Here is a 20,700-nt window from a genome sequence, read left to right on the forward strand (position 1 = left end):
CGCCGCTTATCCGGCCGCCGACCCTCCGAACGGCCATGAGCGACACCGACGACGCTGCCGCCGGCGACAACGTCGTCGCCGGCGACGACGCTGACGGCGACGACGCTGACGGCGACGAGGACTCCCTCCCCGGACGCGTCCGCCGCGCCGTGGGCGACCACGACGCCGTCGCCGACGGGGGTCCCGCGGGGACGGTCGCCGTCGCATCGACGCCGTTCGACGCCGCGGTGGCCGTCGACGAGGCGGACGACGGACGGATCGAGTTCGACGTGACCGTGACGGTGCCGACGCTCTCGGCGGTCGTCGAGGGCGACGTGGCCGACGTGGTCGAGGACGGCTGGCTCGACACGTTCGAGCGCCGGATCGACGCCATCGGCGACGTGACCGCCGCCGGCCACGACCTCGACCCGGCCGTCGAGCGCGACGGCGACGAGGTGACCGTGACGGAGTCGGTCCGCGACCTGAACGAGCGACGCGGCCTCGACGACGCCGTCGCCGTCGTCGACTTCGTCGAGGGGACGTACGTGCAGGGCGTGATCCCCGGCTACGAGTACGGCGAGCCGGTCTCGGGGCTGATCAGTCGCGCCCGCGCCGCCGGCGGCGACGAGGGCGCAGGCCCGTTCTGAGGGCGGGAACCGGGGAACCAGGAAACCGGGGAGCGCGGGAACGCCGAGGGACTGACGACCGGGGGTCGCTCACCCCATCGCGATGTACGTGCGGGTGTCCTCGACGCCGTCGATCGCCTGGATCCCGTCGGCGGCGACGCGCTTCACGTCGGCGGGGCCGCCCACGTCGACCTTCACGACGAAGTCCATGTCGCCGGCGACGATGTGGGCCTCCTCGACGCCGTCGAGCCCCGCGATCGCCGTCCGGATCCGGTCGGCGTCGCCGGAGGTGGCCTTCACCATCACGTACGCGACGACCATTCAGACACCACCCCCGCTCCTCGCGGCCGACGCCAGCGTCTCGTCGGCGTCGTCGCCGACGAGCAGTCTGCGCACGTCGTCGAGCACGGAGAAGTCGGCGAGGACGGCGACGCGGTCGCCCGCCTCCAGCGACTCGTCGGGGAACGGGAGCCCCATGGGCTCGTCGGCCTTGCCGAACGCCAGCAGGCGCGCTCGCGAGGGCAACTCGACCTCCGAGAGGGTGTACCCTCGCATCGGCGACCGGTCGGTGATCGTGACCAGCACCACCTGGAGGTGCTCGGCGATGTCGGCGATCGCGCGGATGTTCCCGCCCAGGAGGGCGTTCTTCGCGCCGATAGCGCCCAGTCGCTCGGGGTAGACGACCTCGTCGACCTCGTCGGCGTACTTCTGGTAGATCTCCTCGCGGTAGTCCTCGTCGATGCGCATCACCGTGCGACAGCCGTGGTGCTTGGCGATCATGCACGCCGCGAAGTTGACGTTGAGATCGCCGGTCAGCGCACCGACGGCGTCGGCGCGCTCGACGGCAGCCTTCGCCAGCACGTCCTCGCGGGAGCCGTCGCCTTCGACGACCGCGAACCCGGCCTCCCGCGCGCGCTCGGCGCGCTCGTGGTCGCGCTCGACGACCGTCACGTCGTGGCCCTCCTCGCGTAGCACGCGCGCTGTGCGCAGTCCGACCCGTCCCGATCCGATGACGATGAACCGCATGTGGTACCAGTTGACACGGGAGACCATAACAATACTCCCCGTCCGGGGAACGCTTTTGATAGTGGGACGTGATACCACACCATGGTCCACGCGTTCGTGATGGTGAAAGTGAGCGGAGACGCGGACACCGCCGGGATCGCGGACGCGGTCGCCGGGATCGAGTCGGTGTCCGAGTCGCACGTCGTCGCCGGCGACTTCGACGTGGTCGCCGAGGTCGACGCGCCGGACATGTACACGGTCCTCGACACGGTCGCCGACGCGGTCCGCGGCGTCGAGGGCGTCGTCGACACCCGCACGTACGTGTCGATGACGGAGTGAGGCGCGAGTCGACCCCCGTCGGCCGCGCCCCTACCGGTCCAGTTCGTAGCTGTCGGGGTGATCGTCGGCGACCGCCCCCGCCTCCTCGCGCTGGCGTCGCACGTTCGGCGGGAGGTCCTCGTACGCGGCGTCGAACAGCTCCTCGGGGTCGGGTCGGGGCACGGACTCGGCGGTCTCGACGGCCTCGGTCAGTTCCTCGTCTGCGGCCTCGGTGGCCGCCTCGACGAAGTCGCCGTCGACGATCCCCCGGTCCTCACACCACTCGGCGAACCGATCGAGAGGGTCGCGCGTCCGCCACGCCGGCAGGTCCGGGTCGCCGTCGCGGTACTGGCTGGGGTCGTCGGCGGTGGTGTGCGCCCCCCGGCGGTACGTGAGCGCCTCCACCAGCACCGGGTCGCCGTCGCGGGCGCGCTCGAGCGCGTCAGCGACGACCGCCCGCGTCGCCAGCGGGTCGTTGCCGTCGACGCGGACGCCCTCGATCCCGTACGCTTCCGCCTTGATCGCGATCGACTCGCTGGCCGTCTGTCGCCGTTCTGGCAGGGAGATGGCCCACCCGTTGTTCTCGCAGAAGAAGACCGTCGGCGCGTCGAACACGCCCGCGAAGTTCAGCCCCTCGTGGAAGTCGCCCTCGCTGGTCGCGCCGTCGCCGAAGCACACGAGCGACGCCCAGTCCTCGCCGCGGTAGTTCGCAGCCATCCCCGCGCCGGCGGCGTGGGGGATCTGACTGGCGATGGGGACCGCCTGCGGGAAGACGGGGACGTCGTGGTCGGAGTGGTACTCGGGGAACCCCCGCCTGAACAGCAGGATGTCGCTCATCGGGACGCCGCGGGCGATCTGGAGGGCGTTCGACCGATACGTCGGGAACAGGCGGTCGTCGCCGCGCATGGCGTGGGCCGCGCCGACCTGAGCGGCCTCCTGTCCCTCGAACGGCGGGTAGCCGCTCATCCACCCGCGCCGCTGGAGGGCGAGCGCGCGCTCGTCGAACCGACGGGTGCGGACGATGTCGCGCAGGGCCGCGCGGGCGTCCTCGGCGTCGAATCGCGTCGCGTCGAGGTCGCGCTCCCCGACGATCCGCGTCACGTCGTCGCTCATGTCCGCACCTGCCGCGGCATCCGGCATAAATTGCGGCGGGACGGCGACGCGATGGCGACTCGACAGGACGGCGCTTCGACGCGATGGGGAACGCGCCCGCGACCCGGCTACGACGCGCCCGCATCGCCGCCCCCGACAGGCCAAAGACGGCCCGGTCCCAAGACGGCGCATGGTCTCTGCGCTCGCGCTCGGGCTCACCGTCGTCGCGCTCGCGGTGAACACCCTCGTCGTCGCCGTACTCTCGCGCTTCTTCCGTATCCGGCTGAAGACGCAGTGGGGGTGGGTCGTCTACACGCTGCTCGTCTCGCCGGTCGTCCTGTTGGTCCTCGGGCTGATCCAGGGCGCGGTCATCCCGTCGCCGCTGTTCGCGGGCGCGGCCGGACTGTTCCTCGCGGTGTTCATCGGCGTCCCGCTCGCGCTCGGGTTCACGATCGAGCTGCTGTACGTCCCCCCGCCCGAGGAGTACGACCTCCCGGCGACGGAGTAGCCCGTCGTTCACGAACTCAGTCGGTGGGTGCCGTCATTCAATCGGTGGGTGCCGTCACTCAGTCGGTGGGTGCCGTCACTCAGTCGGTTGCCACCGTCATTCAATCGGTGGCCGTCGTCACCCAGTCGGGTGCCGTCGCCGTGGCGTCGCCGACGGTCACCCGGAAGCGCTCGGTCGTCGTCGCCGTGACGGGACCGGACTCGGTGTCGTACGTCGCGGTGTACCGGAGCCTGTACTCGCGGACGACGCCCTCGTCGGTGACGTACAGCGTTCCCGAGACGTTCCGCAGGGGCCGCCGGTCGGTCCGGTTCAGCCGCTCGTGTTCGACGCGGAGCACGGACAGTTCCTCGCCGTCGACGGCGGTGGCGTTCACGAGGCGGGGTTCGGTTCCGGCGAACGCGTCGATCAGCAGGTCCTCGCCGCTGTCGTCGGGGGTGTCGTCCGTCTCCGGGAGGCTCGACACCTCCCACGAGGACGCGTTGCCGGCGTCGTCGACGGACTGGACGACCGTGACGCTCCCGTTCGTCCAGAACGCGAACGAGGCGAACCCCGGCGGCGACGACCCCGGGGGCGCTCCGTCGACCTCGACGCGGTAGCGGACGCGCTCGTCGTCGCTCTCGGTGACGCTCCGGCGGGTGGCAAGCGTCGTCCCGTTCGCCGCGACGACGGTCCGAGAGAACCGGACCGCCGAACTCGTCCGCCACAGCGCCTCGTTGTGCTCGGCGATCAGCGTCTCCACGTCGACGCCGTCGGCGTCGACCCCGGGCGGGTACGAAGGGGCGGGCGTCGGGGTCGGCGAGGCCGTCGGCGTCCCCGCGAGCGCCGGGTTCACCGTCGCCCTATCGTCGACGTCGCCGCCCGCGACACCGCCGCCCGCGACACCGCCGCATCCGGCCAACAGCGTCGCGCACGCGACCGCGAGGACGACCGTGCGACGGTCCATGGGATCGTCAGGGCCGCCCGCCGGATAAGTCAGCCCCTCGAGTCGACGGCGGGAGGCGCGGGGCCGACGGCGTCGCGGTGGCGGTTTCGTTGTCGGTCGGCGTCGCGGTGGCGGTTTCGTTGTCGGTCGGCGTCGCGGTCGCGGTGGCGGTCGCGAGGGCCCGGTCCACCCAGTCGGGGCGCGGAACGGTCGTGGCTCCGAGCCGGGTCGTCGCGACGGTCACGCGCTCGACGGCCCCCTCGTTTCCGAGCGAGATCCGATACCGGAGCGTCACCGACCGGACGAGCCCCGAGTCGGCGACGCGGGCGGTGAGACGGACCTGCCGCCGGTCGGGCGACCCGAACTGCTCGACGCGCCCGGCGCTCGCCTCGACGACGGCGACGGACCCGTTCGGCGTCGACTCGGTGGCGACGTAGGTCGCGTCCAGCCCGCGGAGGACCGCGGTCAGCCAGTCCCCGCCGGTGGTGTCGAGCCCGCGGCGGCCGTCGCCGTCGGCCGGCCGGCCGACGAGCGAGGCGTTCCCGTCCCAGTCGACCGTCCGACTCGCTGAGGCGGTGCCGTTGCTCCACCGGACCGAACGCAGCCGGGCGTCCCCCCGGACGCGCTCGACCGTGTACAGGCGATCGCTCCCGTTCACGCGGACGCGGGCGCTGGCCCGTTCGATGGTCCCGTCGGGGCCCGCTATCCGCCGGGTCAGCGTCACCGTCCACGAGCCGTTCGCGGCCGCTCCGGTCGCGAGCGCGTCGCGGTGGGCGGCGACCAGCCGCTCGGCGTCGACGGTGCCGTCGGCGGCGACGCCGACCGGATAGCCGCCCGCCGGCGTTGCCTCCGGCGTGGGCGTCCCCGCGAGCGCCGGGTTCACCGTCGGACCGTCGCCGGCGTCGTCGCCGGCGACTCCGGGGAGCGCGCCGGCACATCCCGAGAGGACGAGGACGACCGCGAGGGCGACGGCGACGGCTCCTGACCCCCGATCGGACCCGGAGCGTTCGGAGCCGGGATGGTCGGATCCGAGGCCTTCGGAGTCGCGGTGATCGGACCTGGAGCGATCGCGGCGAGCCACACGCGTGTCACGGGCTCTGCGGGCAAAAGAAGGTCGACGGGATCAGTCGCCGTCGCGGTGCGCCTCGACCAGCCGGTCGACGGTGTCCTCGACGGCGTCGATCACCGCCTCGGGCGAGCGCGTGGCGTCGACGCGGACGAAGCGCTCCGGCTCGGCGTCGATCAGGCGCTCGTAGTTCGACTGCACCTCCGAGAGAAAGGACGCCCGCTCGTACTTGTCGGTCGCCCCGGCGCGCGCGGCCGCCGTCTCGGGGTCCACGTCGAGGTAGATGGTCGCGTCCGGCTCGCGGGTGAACGCCCCGTGGATGCCGCGAATGTACTCCAGCGGGCGCTGGAGGTCGCTGTCGGCGAGGGTCGCGGCCTGATAGGCGTATCGCGAGTCGGTGTAGCGGTCGGAGACCACCAGGTCGCCGTCGGCGAGCGCGGGGCGCACCACCCGCGAGAGGTGGTCCGCGTGGTCGGCGACGAAGCAGAACAGGTCCGCGAGCGGGTCGGTGTCGTCGTCGCCGAGCGACCGGCGGACCGCCTCGCCGTACCACGAGTCGGTCGGTTCGCGGGTGAACGTCGCCTCGGGACGATCGTGACGTAGCGCCTCCCAGGCGGTGGTCTTCCCGCTCCCGTCGAGTCCTTCCAGCGTGAGGAGCATCGTTCTCGTTCGCGGGTGACGGGCCGGAGGCTTACCGCTTGCGTGTCGGCGACCGACGAACGGGTCGCCGCGACCCTCGCCGATCAGCGGGGACGTTCGACCCTACAACAGGAACGTCGTCACCAGGAGAAACGCCCCGATACCGACGGCCGCCAACAGCGCCAACTTCCAGGCGAAGCTGAGCAGGACCCGTCCGACGGTCAACACGACCAGGAACGCCACGAGCGCCAGGAACACCTTGCCCAGCGTCGTGTCGAGCGGTCCGGGGAGCTGTAGCAGGGCGCTCGATGCGACCGTCGCCGCCGTGAGTGTGGCATCCATGGCCCGCCCTTCTGCGGCATCCGTTATACCCCTTGTCCCCGAGACGGACGACCGCGGTGCGGAACGAGCGACTGCGGTCCAGGGACGAGCGACCGCGGTCCGGGGACGAGTGCCGGTGCCACCGATCGCGTCGTCGAATGATCACTTTCACCCCGGTCTGAACACCCTTATAGTGTCGGTCGTTGTACGGTGATACGGACCGAATCCGACGCGTTCGGGCTCACACCGATAAGCCACGGCTACATCAAGTGAGTTTGAACTAATACAACCCTACCGGAACCCACGCCGTTTATCTGCGTGGGTCCGGTACCGAACGTCCGTCCGATAGCACCATGGAACACCACTACTCACTCACCGACCGCCGCGTCACGACCGGCTCTCCCGGGGAGGTCCGCGACGAATGAGTCGCGCGGACCTCGGCGCGGACGAACTCGAACTGCCGATCAAACGCACCGACGGCGACACGCTCCGCGAGCGCCTCACCGACAACGCCTACGACAACATCCTGCCCGCGCGCTACCTCCGCAAGGACGCCGACGGCGAGTTGACCGAGTCCCAGGAGGACCTGTTCGTTCGCGTCGCGCGCAACGTCGCGCTCGCGGAGGCCGTCCACGCGGCCGACGACCCCATCACCGTCACGCCCGACCAGCTCAAGCCCGATCACCCGCGTCGCGACGAGCTCGCCGCCGAGGTGTTCGGCGCGGGCGTCACGGCCGACGCGAACGCCGAGACCGAGCTGACCGTCCACAACGTCAACAAGTTCGCCTACGAGACGATCGTCCCCGAACTCCCCGACGACGTCCGCGCGCACGTCGAGGAGACGGCCGACGAGTTCCGGGAACTGATGGAGCAGCTCTCGTTCATGCCGAACTCGCCGACGCTGATGAACGCCGGCGACGAGCTCCAGCAGCTCTCGGCGTGTTTCGTCGACTCGCCCGCCGACGACATCGACGACATCCACCAGACGGCCAAGGAGGCCGCCCAGGTGTTCCAGTCCGGCGGCGGGATGGGGTACGCCTTCTGGAAGCTCCGCCCCTACGGCGACGCGGTCGGGAGCACGGGAGGGATCGCCTCCGGCCCGATCACGTTCATGCGGACGTTCGACCAGATGTGCGAGACGATCGCACAGGGCGGCGCGCGCCGCGGCGCGCAGATGGGCGTCATGCGCGTCTCCCACCCCGACGTCATCCAGTTCATCCACGCGAAGAACAAGGACGTCTCGCTGGCGAACACGCTCCGCCTGAACGACCCCGACGACTACACGCACACGAGCTTCAAGGAGGCGCTCGACGAGGCGCGCGATCTGATCGACGACGACGGGAAGGTGCCCAAGCACCTCCGCAACGCCGTCGAAGGCCACCTCTCGAACTTCAACATCTCCGTCGGCGTCACCGACGACTTCATGGACGCGCTGGAGAACGGCGAGGAGTTCACCTTCACCAACCCCCGCACCGAGGAGCCGCACGTCGCCACCCCCGAGACGAAGGAGCTGTACGAGATGTTCGGCCTCGGCGAACACGTCGAGGTCGGCGAGACCCTGTCGGTGCCGGCCCAGGAGGTCTGGGACCACATCGTCGAGGGTGCCCACGAGAACGGCGAACCCGGCGTCGTCTACCTCGAACGCATCAACAAGCTCCACAGCTTCGACGTGGAAGAAAATCCCGAGCACCGCATCCTCGCGACGAATCCGTGTGTTACCGGCGACACGCTCATCAGTACCGAGAACGGACTCGTTCCGGCTGAGGAACTGTACGAGCAGGGCGTCGCACGCGATGTCGTCGTCGACGGGCGTCTCAGCGACGAGACGGTCAAGGAAGCCAGTAGCGTCTACAGGACCGGCGAGAAGGACGTGGTCAAGCTGACGACCGAGGAGGGGTACGAACTCCGGCTTACTGCCGACCACCGCGTGATGACCGAAGACGGCTGGGTCGAAGCTGCCGACCTCGACACAGGTGACACGGTACACATCCAGAACCGGAAGGGGTCGTTCGGCCAGCACGGTTCGGCCGAGGAGGGACGCGTGCTCGGCTGGCTTGTCGGTGACGGCCACCTGAAACACGGCGAGGAGCGAGCGGTCCTCAACTTCTACGACGGGGACAGCGAGGTCTCCGAGGCGTTCGCCGCGGACGTGAACGACGTGGTTCGCGAGCCGGCGGGGAACGCCGACTACGAGGTCGGCGTTTCTGACATATCCCGCGACGACGACTACCGCGGCGCGCAGGCGATCGAACAGCGAGTCCGGTCGACCCGGCTGTATGAATACGCCGAGGAGGCGGGGCTCACGGAAGAGAAACTCCAGGTACCCGACGCCGTGATGCGTGGCAGCGAGGAGATGGCCCGTGAATTCCTGCGTGCGCTGTTCACCGCCGACGGCGGCGTGCAGGGAACACAGGAGAAGGGTAACTCGGTCCGCCTCACGAGCACGAGCACGAGTCTCCTGAAGGAGGCACAGCAGCTTCTGTTGAACTTCGGGATCGCGAGCAAGATCTACGAGGAGCGCCACGAGGCGGGCGAGCACGAGCTGCCCGACGGGAACGGCGGCACCGCGATGTACGAGCGTCAAGCCGATCACGACCTCGTCGTCGCCAAGGACAACCTCGTTCGGTTCCGCGAGGAGATCGGGTTCCTGCTCGACTCGAAGAACGATGCGCTCGACGAGCGGCTCGAGGGCTACGACCGCGGACCGTACGCCGAGCGCTTCGAGGCGACTGTCGAGTCGGTCGAGTCCGACGGACACGAACCGGTGTACGATCTGACGGAACCGGAAACGCACTCGTTCGTCGCAAACGGGCTCGTGGTTCACAACTGCGGCGAGCAGCCGTTGGAGGAGTACGAGGCCTGTAACCTCGGCCACATCAACCTCTCCACGCTCGCGGACCTGGACGCGCCCGACTGGCGCGTCTGGAGCGAGGAACACGCCGACGAGTACGACTCCGAGGACGCCGCGGTCGCGGCGTTCCTCGAAGAGGCCATCGACTGGGAGGCGTTCGACCACCGCATCGAGATGGGGACGCGCTTCCTCGAGAACGTCGTCACCATGTCGGACTTCCCGGTTCCGGAGATCGAACGGAAGGTCCGCGACATGCGGAAGATCGGCCTCGGCGTCATGGGGCTGGCACAGCTGTACATCCAACTGGGCGTCCGCTACGGCTCCGACACCGGCAACGCGATCGCCGAGGAGCTGATGACGCACATCAACCACGAGTCGAAGGCCGCCAGCCACGACCTCGCCGAGGAGCGCGGCGTCTTCAACGACTGGGAGGACTCGAAGTACGCCGACCCCGTCCGCTACGCCGACTGGTTCGAGCAGTACGTCGGCGAGGACCCCCACGACTGGGAGGACGGCTACCCGATCCGCAACCACAACACGACGACGATCGCGCCGACGGGCACCACGTCGATGGTGGGTAACACCACCGGCGGCTGCGAGCCCATCTACAACGTCGCTTACTACAAGAACGTCTCCGACGACGTGCAGGGCGACGAGATGCTCGTCGAGTTCGACGACTACTTCCTGCGCACGCTGGAGGCCAACGACGTCGACGTCGACGCCGTCAAGCGCGAGGCGCAAGAGCAGATGGCGGCCAACGAGTTCGACGGCGTCGACGGCCTCGACACGGTCCCGGACGCCATCGGCGAGCTGTTCGTCGTCACCGGCGATCTCACCGCGAAGGACCACGCGGGCGTGCAGGTCGCCTGCCAGACGGGCGTCGACTCGGCCATCTCGAAGACGGTCAACGCGCCGAACGACTCCACGCTCGAGGACGCACAGGAGGTCTTCGAGTACATCTACGAGCACGGCGGCAAGGGCGTCACCTACTACCGCGACGGCACCCGCTCGAAGCAGGTGCTCACCACGCGCGCGGACAACGCCGACTTCGCCGACGAGAGCGAGGCAGCCGAGGCGCTCGTCGCGCAGATCTCGGAGGTCTTCGGCGGTATCGAGGGCTTCCTCGAGAACGAGGACGTCCAGGCGGCGCTCGACGAGGAGGTGTCGGACCTGCTGGAGGCCGCCGACGAGAAGACGGTCCACATCGACTACACCGAGAAGCGCGCCCGGCCGGACTCGCTGCGCGGGGTCACCCAGCTCATCGAGACCGGCTACGGGAAGATGTACATCACCATCAACGAGGACCCGAAAAGCGGCGAGCCGTTCGAGCTGTTCGCCAACATCGGCCACTCCGGCGGCTTCACGAACTCCTTCACTGAGTCGCTGGCGAAGGTGATCTCGACGGCGCTGCGCTCGGGGGTCGATCCCCGGGAGATCGTCGACGAACTGCAGGGCACCCGGAGCCCGAAGATCGCCTGGGACAAGGGCGAGCAGATCCAGTCCATCCCCGACGCCATCGGCACGGCGATGCGCCGCTACCTCGACGACGAGGTCGAGAAGGGCTACCCAGAGCAGACCAGCCTCGACGAGGTCGGCACCGACGCGGACGCCGACGCCGCGACTCCCGAGTCCGACGGCGGCACCGCCGTCGGCGGCAGCGCCTCCGATCCCGGCGAGCCGTCCGTCGACGCGGGTACGCCCGGCCCGGAGGACGCCGGCGCGGCCGAGCGACAGTCGGACGCGGTGGACGAACTCATCGCCAACGGCGAGTCGCCCGAGTGTCCCGACTGCGGCAGCATGACGCTGTACTACTCGGAGGGCTGCAAAACCTGCGAAAGTTGTGGGTGGAGCGAGTGCTGAGCCGGACCTGACGCCGGTCGCCGCGCTCCCCTCCCGAGTTCGAATCCCCGTTCGGTCCCGATCGTCGGCTCCCGTGTTCGTGTTTTTCGAGCAACAGGTATCCTCTCGGGGCGCGTACGCGTTCACATGCCAACCGTCGTCACCGACGACATCGAGACGTACTACGAGCGCCGCGGCGACGGGCCGCCGGTCGTGTTCGTCCACGGCGCTATCGTCGACCACGCGCAATGGAAACCGCAGTTCGACGCGCTCGCCGAGGGGTACACCGTCGTCGCGTACGACGTTCGCGGCCACGGCCGGACGGGCGGCTCCGACCGCGGGACCTACACCGTCGACCTGTTCGCCGACGACCTCGCGGCGCTGATCGACGCGCTCGACCTCGACCGGCCGGTCGTGTGCGGGCTGTCGATGGGCGGGTGCATCGCGATGACGTTCGCGGCGCGGTACCCCGACCGGCTGTCGGGACTGGTGCTCGCCGACACGTTCGGGCCGGTTCCGCTGACGCTCGGTGAACGGGTGCAGCGCGCGGCGTTGCGACTGACGATCCTGCCGGCGCGGCTGGTCGGCTACGAGCGCGTCGAGCGCGCGATGGTGTGGCTCCAGCGGCGGGTCTCCGGCGAGGGCGTCGCCGGCGACTACGAGCGGATCGAGGCGATCCGCGACCGGGGACCGACGATGTCGACGGCGGAGTTCGCGAAGGTGATCCGCGCGCTATCGTCGTTCGGGCGCACCCGAGTCGACCTCCGGGCGATCGCCGTGCCGACGCTGACGATGTACGGCGAGCACGACGCCGGGTTCGTGCGGCGACAGACGCGCGGCCTCGCGGCGCTGATCCCCGATGCCGACTGTCGCGTCGTGCTCGGTGCAGGCCACGCCGCGTCGCTCGACGAGCCGGAGGTCGTCACCGCGGCGATCCGCGGACTGCTCGCCCGCGTCGCGGCGACGGAATCGAGAACGGGGACCGGGACGACCGATTCGGCGACGTCCCGGTAGCCGGAGGCGGTTCGGCATCGGCGCACGGAACTCCCGGAGCGAGACGGCAGCCGATCGGCGCGCCGGATCTCCGACCGACGCGCGGATCAGGCCGCCGAGTCGCTCGCGGCGTCGACGGTCGACGCCGCGAGCGGAAGCGTCACCGAGACGGCCGTCCCGCCGCGCCTGCTGGGTTCGACCGCGATGTCGCCGCCGGAGAGCCGGGTGATCCGGTTGATCAGCCACAGTCCGAGTCCGTTCGCCCGTTCGAGCGACGGCTCGCGTCCCAGGAGCACCTCGCGGTCGTCGTCGGGGATCCCGGGACCGTCGTCGGCGACGCGGATCGTCGCCGTCGACTCGGAGCGCTCGACGGCGACGGAGACGGCGAGCCACGGGCGGTCGGAGTCGGCGTGTTCGATCGCGTTCTCGATCAGGTTGTCGACGACCGAGGGGAACACCGACAGCGTCGCCACCGTGACCGGGTCCTCCGGGAGGGTCGTCTCCAACCGAACGTCCGGGTGCTCCACGCGAACCTGCTCGCAGTGAGACCGAACGAGCGCGACCAGGTCGGTCCGCCGGACCTCGGGGTCGCCGTCGACGAGTCGCTCCGCGAGCGCGGCCTGTTCTGTGACCGCGAGCATCCCCTCGGTTCTGGCCGACAGCACCGACAGCGCGTCGCGCACCGTCTCGGACTCCCGGTCCGACGCCTCGAGTTCCGTCTTCAGGAGGCTCAGGTAGCCGTCGATCACGGAGATGTCGTTGCGAAGGTCGTGGCGCAACACGCGGTTCAGGATCGTCACTCGGCGTTCGGCCGCCCGCCGCTCGGTGATGTCCCGGAACACGAGCACGGCCGCGTCGGTGTCCTCGAGCGGGCCGACCGACGTGGTGAACGTCCGGTGTTCGGGCGACTGGACGGTGTCGCCCACCGGGGGGTCGTCGGGGTCGCCGACCGAGGTGTCGTCGGGGTCGTCGGTAGAACGGGCGTCGGTGAGGCCGTCGCCGCCGTCCGCTCGGCTCCGGCGGGTCTCCCAGTCGACCGTCACGGTGACCGCCTCTGCGTTCGTCCCGGAGGTCGCCCGGATCGCCTCGACGAGATCCGGGTGCGCGCCGAACGCGTCCCCGACTGCCGCCCCGACGACGCGCTCGTCGCCGAACAGCTGCCGGGCGGCCTCGTTCGTCGCCCGGATCCTCCCGTCGTCGTCGACGATCACGACCGGATCCGAGAGGTGGTTGACGATGTGGTCCTGCGCGACCGCGATCGAGTCAAGCAGTCGGTAGCGCGTGATCGCGACCCCCGTGAGCACGGTCGTCACCGCGAACATGACCGGGGTGAAGTCGATCGGCTGCCCGTCACCGGGGAACAAGAAGATGCTCACCAGTCCCGCGAGCGTCGGCAACAGCCCCGCCGCGAGGACGGCCAGTCGCCTCGATCGGAGCGTTCCCGTCGTCCCTCGGACGCTTCGCACGAGTCGCCAGAGCACGTAGACGTTCACCGTGTACGACCACAGGACGAACGCCAGGTACCCGATCCCGGGCGTCACGTCCGATCTGGTCACCTCGCCGGCGACGACGGTCGCGTCCGCGTAGATCAGGTGGTGTGCCGGGTTCGAGACGGCCAGCGCGGCGAACGCCAGCGGGACGCCCGAGACGACCGCGATCCGGCGACGGGTGAGCCAGCAGTCGTCGCCGGCGACGGCGAACGCGAAGACGGGCCACGACGCGCCGACGAGGCCGGTGCCGATCCAGAGGAGGTTGTTGTACGCGAGAATCACCGACAGCGAGTCGGCGCGCAACTGGAGCGCGTACGACCACGTCCAGAGCGTCGCCCCGAGCGCGAGAGCCACGAAGCCGACGATCTCCGGCCCCCCGAGCGTCACGGGTCGACGCCACAGCACCGCGACCAGCATCGCGGCCGAGACGACTCCCCCGAGCAGCAACAGCGGAACGACGTAGGTGACTACACTCATCGTGCGATGGCCTCCGGTACGGGCGCGTCCGTGCGAACCGGCGTTCCCGGCGACGGTGTGCGACCACGAGTCCGCGAGTGGACCACCGATGGAACGAACAGCGCTTAAAAATACCGTCAGCCGCGTAGTGTTGCGATATACGTAGTGTTCCTATGACACGTCTGTCCGGTCGTCGATCGTCGGTCGGTGTCGGTTCGACCGTCCGCGTCCGCATCGGTTCGGCCGTCCGCGTCCGCATCGGTCCGCCCGTCCGCGCCCGCACCGCCGACCGCGACAGCAACATCTGTTCGTGTACGGCAGTTTATGAGGGCGGACGCCGACCTGCGGACATGAGCAAGCAGGAGCCGCCCGACCGCGCAGGCGACGCGGCCGACGACGCCGCCGACGCCGACGCGTTCGCCGGCGAGAAGGACGAGTCCCTCCGGAGCCGCGAGGTGACCGCCGGGGCCGAGCGCGCGCCCCACCGCGCGATGTTCCGCGCGATGGGATACGACGATCAGGACCTGTCGTCACCGATGGTCGGGATCCCGAACCCCGCCGCCGACATCACGCCGTGTAACGTCCACCTCGACGACGTGGCCGACGCCGCCCGCGAGGGCATCGAGGAGGCCGAGGGGATGCCCATCGAGTTCGGCACCGTCACCATCTCCGACGCCATCTCGATGGGGACCGAGGGGATGAAAGCGAGCCTCGTCTCCCGCGAGGTGATCGCCGACTCCGTCGAGCTGGTCTCCTTCGGCGAGCGCATGGACGCGCTCGTCACGGTCGCCGGCTGCGACAAGAACCTCCCCGGGATGCTGATGGCGTCCATCAGAACCGACCTCCCGTCGGTGTTCCTGTACGGCGGATCGATCAGACCCGGCGAGCACGAGGGCCGCGACGTGACCGTCCAGAACGTCTTCGAGGGCGTCGGCACCTACGCCGAGGGCGACATGAGCGCCGACGAGTTGGACGAGATGGAGCGCCACGCCTGCCCGGGTGCGGGCTCGTGCGGCGGGATGTTCACCGCGAACACGATGGCCAGCATCTCGGAGGCGCTGGGGATGGCACCGCTGGGGTCGGCGTCGCCGATGGCCGAGTCGCCCGAGCGCTACGACACCGCCCGCCGCGCGGGCGAACTCGCGCTGGAGTGCGTCCGCGAGGACCGCCGCCCCTCGGACATCCTGACGAAGGAGTCGTTCGAGAACGCCATCGCGGTGCAGGTGGCGATGGGCGGTTCGACCAACGCCGTGCTCCACCTGCTCGCGCTGGCGGCGGAGGCGGACGTCGAGTTGGGCATCACGGAGTTCGACGAGATATCCCGACGCACGCCGAAGATCGCGAACCTCCAGCCCGGCGGCACGCGCGTCATGCAGGACCTCGACGAGGTCGGCGGCGTCCCGGTCGTGATCCGCCGGCTCATCGAGGGCGGGTACATGCACGGCGACGCGATGACGGTGACCGGTCGGACGATGGCCGAGGAGATCGCCCACCTGGAAGAGACGGGCCACCTCCCGGACGACGAGGACATCGACGCGGACTTCCTGTACACGGTCGACGAGCCCTACACCGAGGAGGGCGCGATCAAGATCCTGACGGGCAACCTCGCGCCCGACGGCGCGGTCCTGAAGGTGACCGGCGACGACGCGTTCCACCACGAAGGGCCGGCCCGCGTGTTCGAAGCCGAGGAAGACGCCATGGAGTACGTGCAGTCGGGAGAGATCGAGTCGGGCGACGTGATCGTCATCCGCAACGAGGGCCCGCGCGGCGGCCCCGGCATGCGCGAGATGCTCGGCGTCACCGCCGCGGTCGTCGGCGCGGGCCACGAGGACGACGTGGCGCTCCTGACCGACGGGCGCTTCTCGGGCGCGACGCGCGGGCCGATGATCGGCCACGTCGCTCCCGAGGCCGTCGAGGGCGGGCCGATCGGCCTCGTCGAGGAGGGCGACACGGTGACGGTTGACATCCCCGAGCGCGAACTCTCGGTGGACGTGGACGATGCGGAACTGGCCCGGCGAGCCGAGGCGTACGAGCCGCCGGAGCCGCAGTACGCGGGGGGCGTCTTCGCGAAGTTCGCCCGTGACTTCGGGAGCGCCGCCAACGGCGCGGTCACGAATCCGAGGGCGAAGCGCGACTGATCGGGCGCTCCGTCCCGACGTGCCGCCGGTTGCGATCGTCGGATCGTCGGGTTCCGGCCGAAGTGTGGACCGTCGGACAGAAACGACGTTCGCGGAACGGCCAAGTATCGTGCCGGCGACACCTCCGGCGTATGAACGGTGACGACGACGGGGCCGACGACGGCGACGGTTCCGGCCGGGCGCTGTCCGCGCGCTTCGAGGCGAACCGCGAGCACTGGGAGTCCATGGTCGAACCGGTCTCGGCGACGGACGGGACCGACGAGATCGAGGCGTTCCTCGCAGGGGAGTCGGCGCTGCTTCCCGTCCAGCGGGAGGAACTGGGCGACGCCTCCGGGTCGCGGCTGCTGGACCTCCAGTGTTCGATCGGGACACGAACGCTCTCGTGGGCGCGCGAGGGGGCGACGGTGACCGGCGTCGACATCTCGGCCGAAAGCGTGCGCGTGGCGCGAGAGATCGCCGACGAGGCCGGGTTGGCGGACCGCGCCGAGTTCGTCCGCTCGAACGTGTACGACCTTCCCGACGACCACGACGAGCGGTACGACACGCTCGTCACGAACTTCGGCGTGCTGTGTTGGCTCCCCGACCTCGACCGCTGGGCGGCGGTCGTCGCCGAGTTGCTCGAGCCCGGCGGGACGTTCTACCTCGCCGAACACCACCCGATCGCGACCGCGCTCTCGGACGATCTCGGGGCGGGTGAGGACCCGATATCGGTCGAACATCCGTACTTCTCGAGCGACGCACCCGTATCGGCCGCTGACGGGTCCACGCACAAGTGGATACACGGACTCGGCGAGATCGTGACCGCGCTCGCCGACGCCGGGATCCGGATCGAGTTCGTCCACGAGCACCCGTTCTCGCCGATCCGGCGTTCGCCGCAGATGGTCCAGGACGACCGCGGACGGTGGCGGTTCGAGGGCGACGCGTCCCTCCCGCTACTGGTGACCGTCAAAGGCGAACTGCGATCGGACGCGCCGGGAGCCTGATCGACGCTGCCGGGCGAGTCGTGACCGGACGGCCGACGGCTGGACGCGCCGACGCCGACTTCAGGCGTCCTCGTCGGCCGGTTCCGCGTCGCGTCGTGCGTGCACGGTCTCGTGGATCCCGAGTACCAGCGCGGGGACGACGAGCATGAACAGGTGCTCCTCCAGCGGAATCGCCAGCAGTTCGATCCCGGTCCGCATCGGGATGGAGAACACGCCGACCTCCAGCGTGTACCAGTCCCAGACGTACGCGACGGGGTAGAGGAGGGCTATCGTCGCGGCGGCGCGGCGGGTCGCGTCTCGCCCGGCGCGGACGAGCAGCGCGAGCGCCGCGGTTCCGAAGACGACCTCGGTCGCGAGGTAGGTGTACGGACCGAGCACGGTGATGTCAGGGAGCGGCGCGTCCGCGAGCGGCCGGAAGAACGTCGCCACGAGCAGCCCAGCGAGAAAGAGGTAGGCTCCGCGCACCAGCAGCATCGTCGCGGTCCCGGAGTCCTTGCGAACGGCGACCGCGACGACCCCGCCGAACGCGAGGCTCGCGGCGGGCGCGCTCGCCGGGAGAACGCGCGCGATCGCGAGGGGGACGACCGCGAACAGTCCGACCCCGAGCGCGACGGTCGCGAGGCGACGGGCGCGCCGCGGTCCCAGCGTGACAGCGACGGTCCGCTTGTCGATGGAGCGGTCGTATTCGTAGTCCTGCGCGTCGTCGATCACCTTCACCCCGGCGAGGGTGACGACGAGCACGGCCGCCAGCGCGATCGGTGCGGCCGCGATCCGCCCGGTCTGTGCGGCGTACCCGCCGAGCAGACACAGCCCGATTCCCACGGGGTACCCGAGCGTCGTCGTGACGGGATTGGTGTCGAACTGCGGCGCGTGGAGGTAGCCGATGACCCACGTCGGCGTCACGAGCGCGACGGCGAGCGGCGTCGCCGTCGACTCCGCGAGGACGGCCACCCCGGCCAGACACGCGAGGAATCCCAGCGTCGCGCCGACGAGTCCGAGCCGACAGCCCCGCTCGGTCATCGGGTGGTCGTCGTCCTCGCCGCGACGGTGAAAGTCCACGTACCCGTCCTTCACGTGGGCGGTGTAGACGGCGAAGAAGGCGGTTCCCGCGTGGACGAGCGCGAGCGCGGGGTCGAACTCGCCGGCCAGGGCCGCTCCGAACAGCGCCGTCGCCACCGGCGGGAGCATGAACACCGGGTGGACCTGTGACGCGTACGCTCGCGCGACTGCCCCCGGGCCGCGGCCGTGGCGGGCGATCGCCATGTTGCGTGCTAGGACGGAACGCGATTAAGTGATGCGCCGACCCGGGTCGCGGAGATTTCGCTCCGCTACCTCGATCCGTCTCGGCCGCGGCGACGGCGTGGGTCGAACCTCCGTCCGTCGTTCCGCGTAGTTCGTGGCCTCCAGTAGATTAAAGACCAGTCAACAGAGAGGAACGTTTCGTGGTGCACTCGGACGAACGGGCCGCATCCTCGGTCATCGGCGTCGTGATCCTCGTCGCGGTCACGGTCATCCTCGCCGGTACCGCCTCGGTGTACGTTCTCGGCATCGCCAACTCCGTCCAGGAACCCCCACCGAGTAGCTCATTCGAGTTCGACTACTCGCAGGAGGGTGACACGGCCAGTTACCTGCCGGGCGACCCGGATCGGGGCTCCGACAACCTCTCCGTGTCGTTCGTTGGCGGCGAGACGATCCGGGCCGACCGGATCAACGTGACCGTCACGGGGGCGAAGGAGATCGATCAGAACGGGAACGTGATCGGGACGGACCTCACCTTCGAGCCGAACTACGCGGGGGGCGGCAACCTCTTCGGTAATACGGGCGAGGTGAGCGCGGGTGACAGCTACACGATTAGCGACCTCGATTTCGTCTCGAACGACGGCTCCGGGAACCTGGGTAGCCTTCGAAAACTGGACCTCTCGGACGCGACTGTTCGTGTCTACTGGCTCAGCGAGAACGGCGAGACCGGGTCCGTGATCGCCGAGTGGACGTACGCGGGTGGTTGAATCGAGAGTCCGCTCCCGCTATCGGATCGGGACGTGTGTTCCGCCGGTTTCGAGGACGAACGTGGTCGTAGCCAAACCGGTATCGGCCGGAACGACCCGTCACCACGGCTTCGCCTCCTGCCGTCCGGTGATAGATTCGCCAAGTTGTATCGATCGCGTCGAAAACGATATGGGACCGCCGAGATTCGAACTCAGGTCCTACGGACCCCATCCGCAGAGGATACCACTACCCTACGGTCCCGTACCCGGTGAGAAACGAGCGTCGGGGTTAAGCCCTTCGTTTCGAACGGCTACTCCGTCGTGCGATCACACGGCGCGACGCCGACTCACGCCCCGTCGGCGTCGCGCGGGACCACCAGGTCGCCGTCGTCGCGGACGGCCATGCTCGCGACCGCCTGGCCCTCGTAGACGGCCACCCCCTCGGCGCGGCCGATGACGTAGCCGTCGCGCTCGCTCTCGACCGCCTCCAGAACCTCGCCGTGGGGAGTCACGACGTCGGCGACGACCTCTCCCGCCTCGACCGGTTCGCCGACTGCGACGCGGTGGCGGACCACCCCCGCCGTCTCGGTACGGGGGCCGACGAACCGCCGGACGGGGTACTCGACGGGCGCGTCGGGTACCCCGTCGCCCGCGGCCGCAAGGCTCGGCGGTCGGTCCGCCAGGAGGCCGAACTCGACGGCCGCGGCGACGACGCCCGCGACGCCGGCGCGACGGGCGTCGGCCTCGACGACGCTGTGGCCGCCAAGCTCCGCCGTGACCGCCGGGATCCCGGCGGTGTTGAGCACAGCGCCGGCGGTCGAGCGCTGGAGCGACTGCTCGAGGTACTCTTCGGCGGGGTATTCAGTAAGCACGGGAAGTCCCAGCGCCCCGGCAAGGCGGTCCAGATCCTCGGCGAGCGCCTCGGCCTCAGCCTCCGTTCGCTCCTCGCCGTGGAGCACGCGGTCGCGGATGGTGAACGGCATCGACCCCACCTGCGCGGTGTGGCAGTCGACGAGCAGGTCCGCGGAGTCGGTCAGCGCCTCGAACAGCCGGGTGGCGATCCGCTCTTGCGTCTCGGGCGGGCGCGACGACTCGCGCTCGGCGTCGGGGAAGTATCGGTTCGGGTCGTCGCCGCCGTAGTAGGAGGTACGTTCGTTACGGCGGAGGCCGGCCGGACTGACCACCGGCACGGCGACGACCGCGCCCGCGAGGTCGTCGCGCACGTCCGCGAACGCCGCGGCCGCGTCCTGCGCGACGGCGACGCCGGTCGCCTCGTCGCCGTGGACGCCGCCGGTGACCCACAGCGTCGGCCCCTCCTCGGCACCGTTCACCGCGATCACGGGCAGCCGTTCGTCCCCGCCGGTCGGGAGCGGCGTCGCCTCGATCCAGCCGTCGGCGCGCTCGCCGGGCTCCGCGACGGCGGAGCCGACCGCGAGTGTGACGTCCATGGCGAGGGCTGGGTGCCGGGGTGCAAAAATGCCCGATCACC

18 protein-coding genes and 1 tRNA gene are annotated in these 20,700 nt (G+C 70.0%); 8 read left to right on the forward strand and 11 right to left on the reverse strand.

Annotation, left to right across the window (positions count from 1 at the left end; genetic code table 11):
* Positions 1 to 35 precede the first annotated feature (35 nt).
* Positions 36 to 626, forward strand: coding sequence for a DUF5813 family protein (locus tag Hbl1158_RS12840; RefSeq protein WP_234297650.1), 591 nt, complete (start codon positions 36 to 38; stop codon positions 624 to 626).
* A gap of 69 nt (positions 627 to 695) precedes the next feature.
* Here the strand turns inward: Hbl1158_RS12840 and Hbl1158_RS12845 are convergent, their stop codons facing one another.
* Complete coding sequence (locus Hbl1158_RS12845; RefSeq protein WP_234297651.1) at positions 696 to 926, reverse strand: Lrp/AsnC ligand binding domain-containing protein; 231 nt, start codon at positions 924 to 926, stop codon at positions 696 to 698.
* Positions 927 to 1,631: a TrkA family potassium uptake protein gene (locus Hbl1158_RS12850; RefSeq protein ID WP_234299537.1), complete on the reverse strand. Its 705-nt coding sequence runs from the start codon at positions 1,629 to 1,631 to the stop codon at positions 927 to 929. It lies immediately after the preceding gene.
* Positions 1,632 to 1,712: 81 nt separating this feature from the next.
* On the opposite strand from Hbl1158_RS12850, the gene Hbl1158_RS12855 reads away from it, so the two are divergent.
* Positions 1,713 to 1,949: an Lrp/AsnC ligand binding domain-containing protein gene (locus tag Hbl1158_RS12855; protein WP_234297652.1), complete on the forward strand. Its 237-nt coding sequence runs from the start codon at positions 1,713 to 1,715 to the stop codon at positions 1,947 to 1,949.
* A gap of 30 nt (positions 1,950 to 1,979) precedes the next feature.
* Here the strand turns inward: Hbl1158_RS12855 and Hbl1158_RS12860 are convergent, their stop codons facing one another.
* Complete coding sequence (locus Hbl1158_RS12860; protein ID WP_234299538.1) at positions 1,980 to 3,029, reverse strand: thiamine pyrophosphate-dependent enzyme; 1,050 nt, start codon at positions 3,027 to 3,029, stop codon at positions 1,980 to 1,982.
* Between the two features lie 181 nt (positions 3,030 to 3,210).
* On the opposite strand from Hbl1158_RS12860, the gene Hbl1158_RS12865 reads away from it, so the two are divergent.
* Positions 3,211 to 3,528, forward strand: a complete 318-nt coding sequence (locus Hbl1158_RS12865) for a hypothetical protein (RefSeq protein ID WP_234297653.1) — start codon at positions 3,211 to 3,213, stop codon at positions 3,526 to 3,528.
* A 100-nt stretch (positions 3,529 to 3,628) separates the two neighbouring features.
* Here Hbl1158_RS12865 and Hbl1158_RS12870 read toward each other — a convergent pair whose 3' ends face one another.
* The 4 genes from Hbl1158_RS12870 to Hbl1158_RS12885 all read right to left on the reverse strand — a co-directional run bounded on the left by Hbl1158_RS12870 (position 3,629) and on the right by Hbl1158_RS12885 (position 6,497).
* Positions 3,629 to 4,471 carry a hypothetical protein gene (locus tag Hbl1158_RS12870; protein WP_234297654.1) on the reverse strand — a complete coding sequence of 281 codons (843 nt, stop codon included), beginning with the start codon at positions 4,469 to 4,471 and terminating at the stop codon, positions 3,629 to 3,631.
* Positions 4,472 to 4,478: 7 nt separating this feature from the next.
* Entirely contained in the window at positions 4,479 to 5,531 is a 1,053-nt protein-coding gene (locus tag Hbl1158_RS12875) for a hypothetical protein (protein WP_234297655.1), read from the reverse strand.
* 42 nt (positions 5,532 to 5,573) lie between these two features.
* Positions 5,574 to 6,176, reverse strand: coding sequence for a dTMP kinase (gene tmk / locus Hbl1158_RS12880; protein ID WP_234297656.1), 603 nt, complete (start codon positions 6,174 to 6,176; stop codon positions 5,574 to 5,576).
* 102 nt (positions 6,177 to 6,278) lie between these two features.
* Positions 6,279 to 6,497 (reverse strand): hypothetical protein, encoded by a 219-nt coding sequence (locus Hbl1158_RS12885; RefSeq protein WP_234297657.1) that lies wholly within the window; start codon positions 6,495 to 6,497, stop codon positions 6,279 to 6,281.
* Positions 6,498 to 6,897: 400 nt separating this feature from the next.
* On the opposite strand from Hbl1158_RS12885, the gene Hbl1158_RS12890 reads away from it, so the two are divergent.
* On the forward strand, positions 6,898 to 11,187 hold the full coding sequence (locus Hbl1158_RS12890; RefSeq protein ID WP_234297658.1) for an LAGLIDADG family homing endonuclease: 4,290 nt from the start codon (positions 6,898 to 6,900) through the stop codon (positions 11,185 to 11,187).
* A 126-nt stretch (positions 11,188 to 11,313) separates the two neighbouring features.
* Positions 11,314 to 12,180, forward strand: a complete 867-nt coding sequence (locus Hbl1158_RS12895) for an alpha/beta hydrolase (protein WP_234297659.1) — start codon at positions 11,314 to 11,316, stop codon at positions 12,178 to 12,180.
* Positions 12,181 to 12,266: 86 nt separating this feature from the next.
* Here the strand turns inward: Hbl1158_RS12895 and Hbl1158_RS12900 are convergent, their stop codons facing one another.
* Entirely contained in the window at positions 12,267 to 14,126 is a 1,860-nt protein-coding gene (locus Hbl1158_RS12900; RefSeq protein ID WP_234297660.1) for a histidine kinase N-terminal 7TM domain-containing protein, read from the reverse strand.
* A 329-nt stretch (positions 14,127 to 14,455) separates the two neighbouring features.
* Here Hbl1158_RS12900 and ilvD point away from each other — a divergent pair, with 329 nt between their 5' ends.
* Together ilvD and Hbl1158_RS12910 are read left to right on the forward strand one after the other, a co-directional pair.
* Positions 14,456 to 16,243 (forward strand): dihydroxy-acid dehydratase, encoded by a 1,788-nt coding sequence (gene ilvD, locus Hbl1158_RS12905; RefSeq protein WP_234297661.1) that lies wholly within the window; start codon positions 14,456 to 14,458, stop codon positions 16,241 to 16,243.
* Positions 16,244 to 16,374: 131 nt separating this feature from the next.
* Positions 16,375 to 17,226 carry a class I SAM-dependent methyltransferase gene (locus Hbl1158_RS12910; protein WP_234297662.1) on the forward strand — a complete coding sequence of 284 codons (852 nt, stop codon included), beginning with the start codon at positions 16,375 to 16,377 and terminating at the stop codon, positions 17,224 to 17,226.
* Positions 17,227 to 17,286: 60 nt separating this feature from the next.
* On the opposite strand, the gene Hbl1158_RS12915 is transcribed toward Hbl1158_RS12910, so the two are convergent.
* Positions 17,287 to 18,489 (reverse strand): lycopene cyclase domain-containing protein, encoded by a 1,203-nt coding sequence (locus Hbl1158_RS12915; RefSeq protein ID WP_234297663.1) that lies wholly within the window; start codon positions 18,487 to 18,489, stop codon positions 17,287 to 17,289.
* A gap of 179 nt (positions 18,490 to 18,668) precedes the next feature.
* On the opposite strand from Hbl1158_RS12915, the gene Hbl1158_RS12920 reads away from it, so the two are divergent.
* Positions 18,669 to 19,232: a type IV pilin N-terminal domain-containing protein gene (locus Hbl1158_RS12920; RefSeq protein ID WP_234297664.1), complete on the forward strand. Its 564-nt coding sequence runs from the start codon at positions 18,669 to 18,671 to the stop codon at positions 19,230 to 19,232.
* 170 nt (positions 19,233 to 19,402) lie between these two features.
* Here the strand turns inward: Hbl1158_RS12920 and Hbl1158_RS12925 are convergent.
* Both Hbl1158_RS12925 and Hbl1158_RS12930 read right to left on the reverse strand, forming a co-directional pair.
* Positions 19,403 to 19,473, reverse strand: a tRNA-Pro gene (locus Hbl1158_RS12925).
* A gap of 85 nt (positions 19,474 to 19,558) precedes the next feature.
* Complete coding sequence (locus Hbl1158_RS12930) at positions 19,559 to 20,659, reverse strand: succinylglutamate desuccinylase/aspartoacylase family protein (RefSeq protein ID WP_234297665.1); 1,101 nt, start codon at positions 20,657 to 20,659, stop codon at positions 19,559 to 19,561.
* Between the last annotated feature and the right edge of the window lie 41 nt (positions 20,660 to 20,700).

Origin of the sequence: Halobaculum sp. CBA1158 (assembly GCF_021431925.1) — an archaeon.
Lineage (GTDB): Archaea > Halobacteriota > Halobacteria > Halobacteriales > Haloferacaceae > Halobaculum.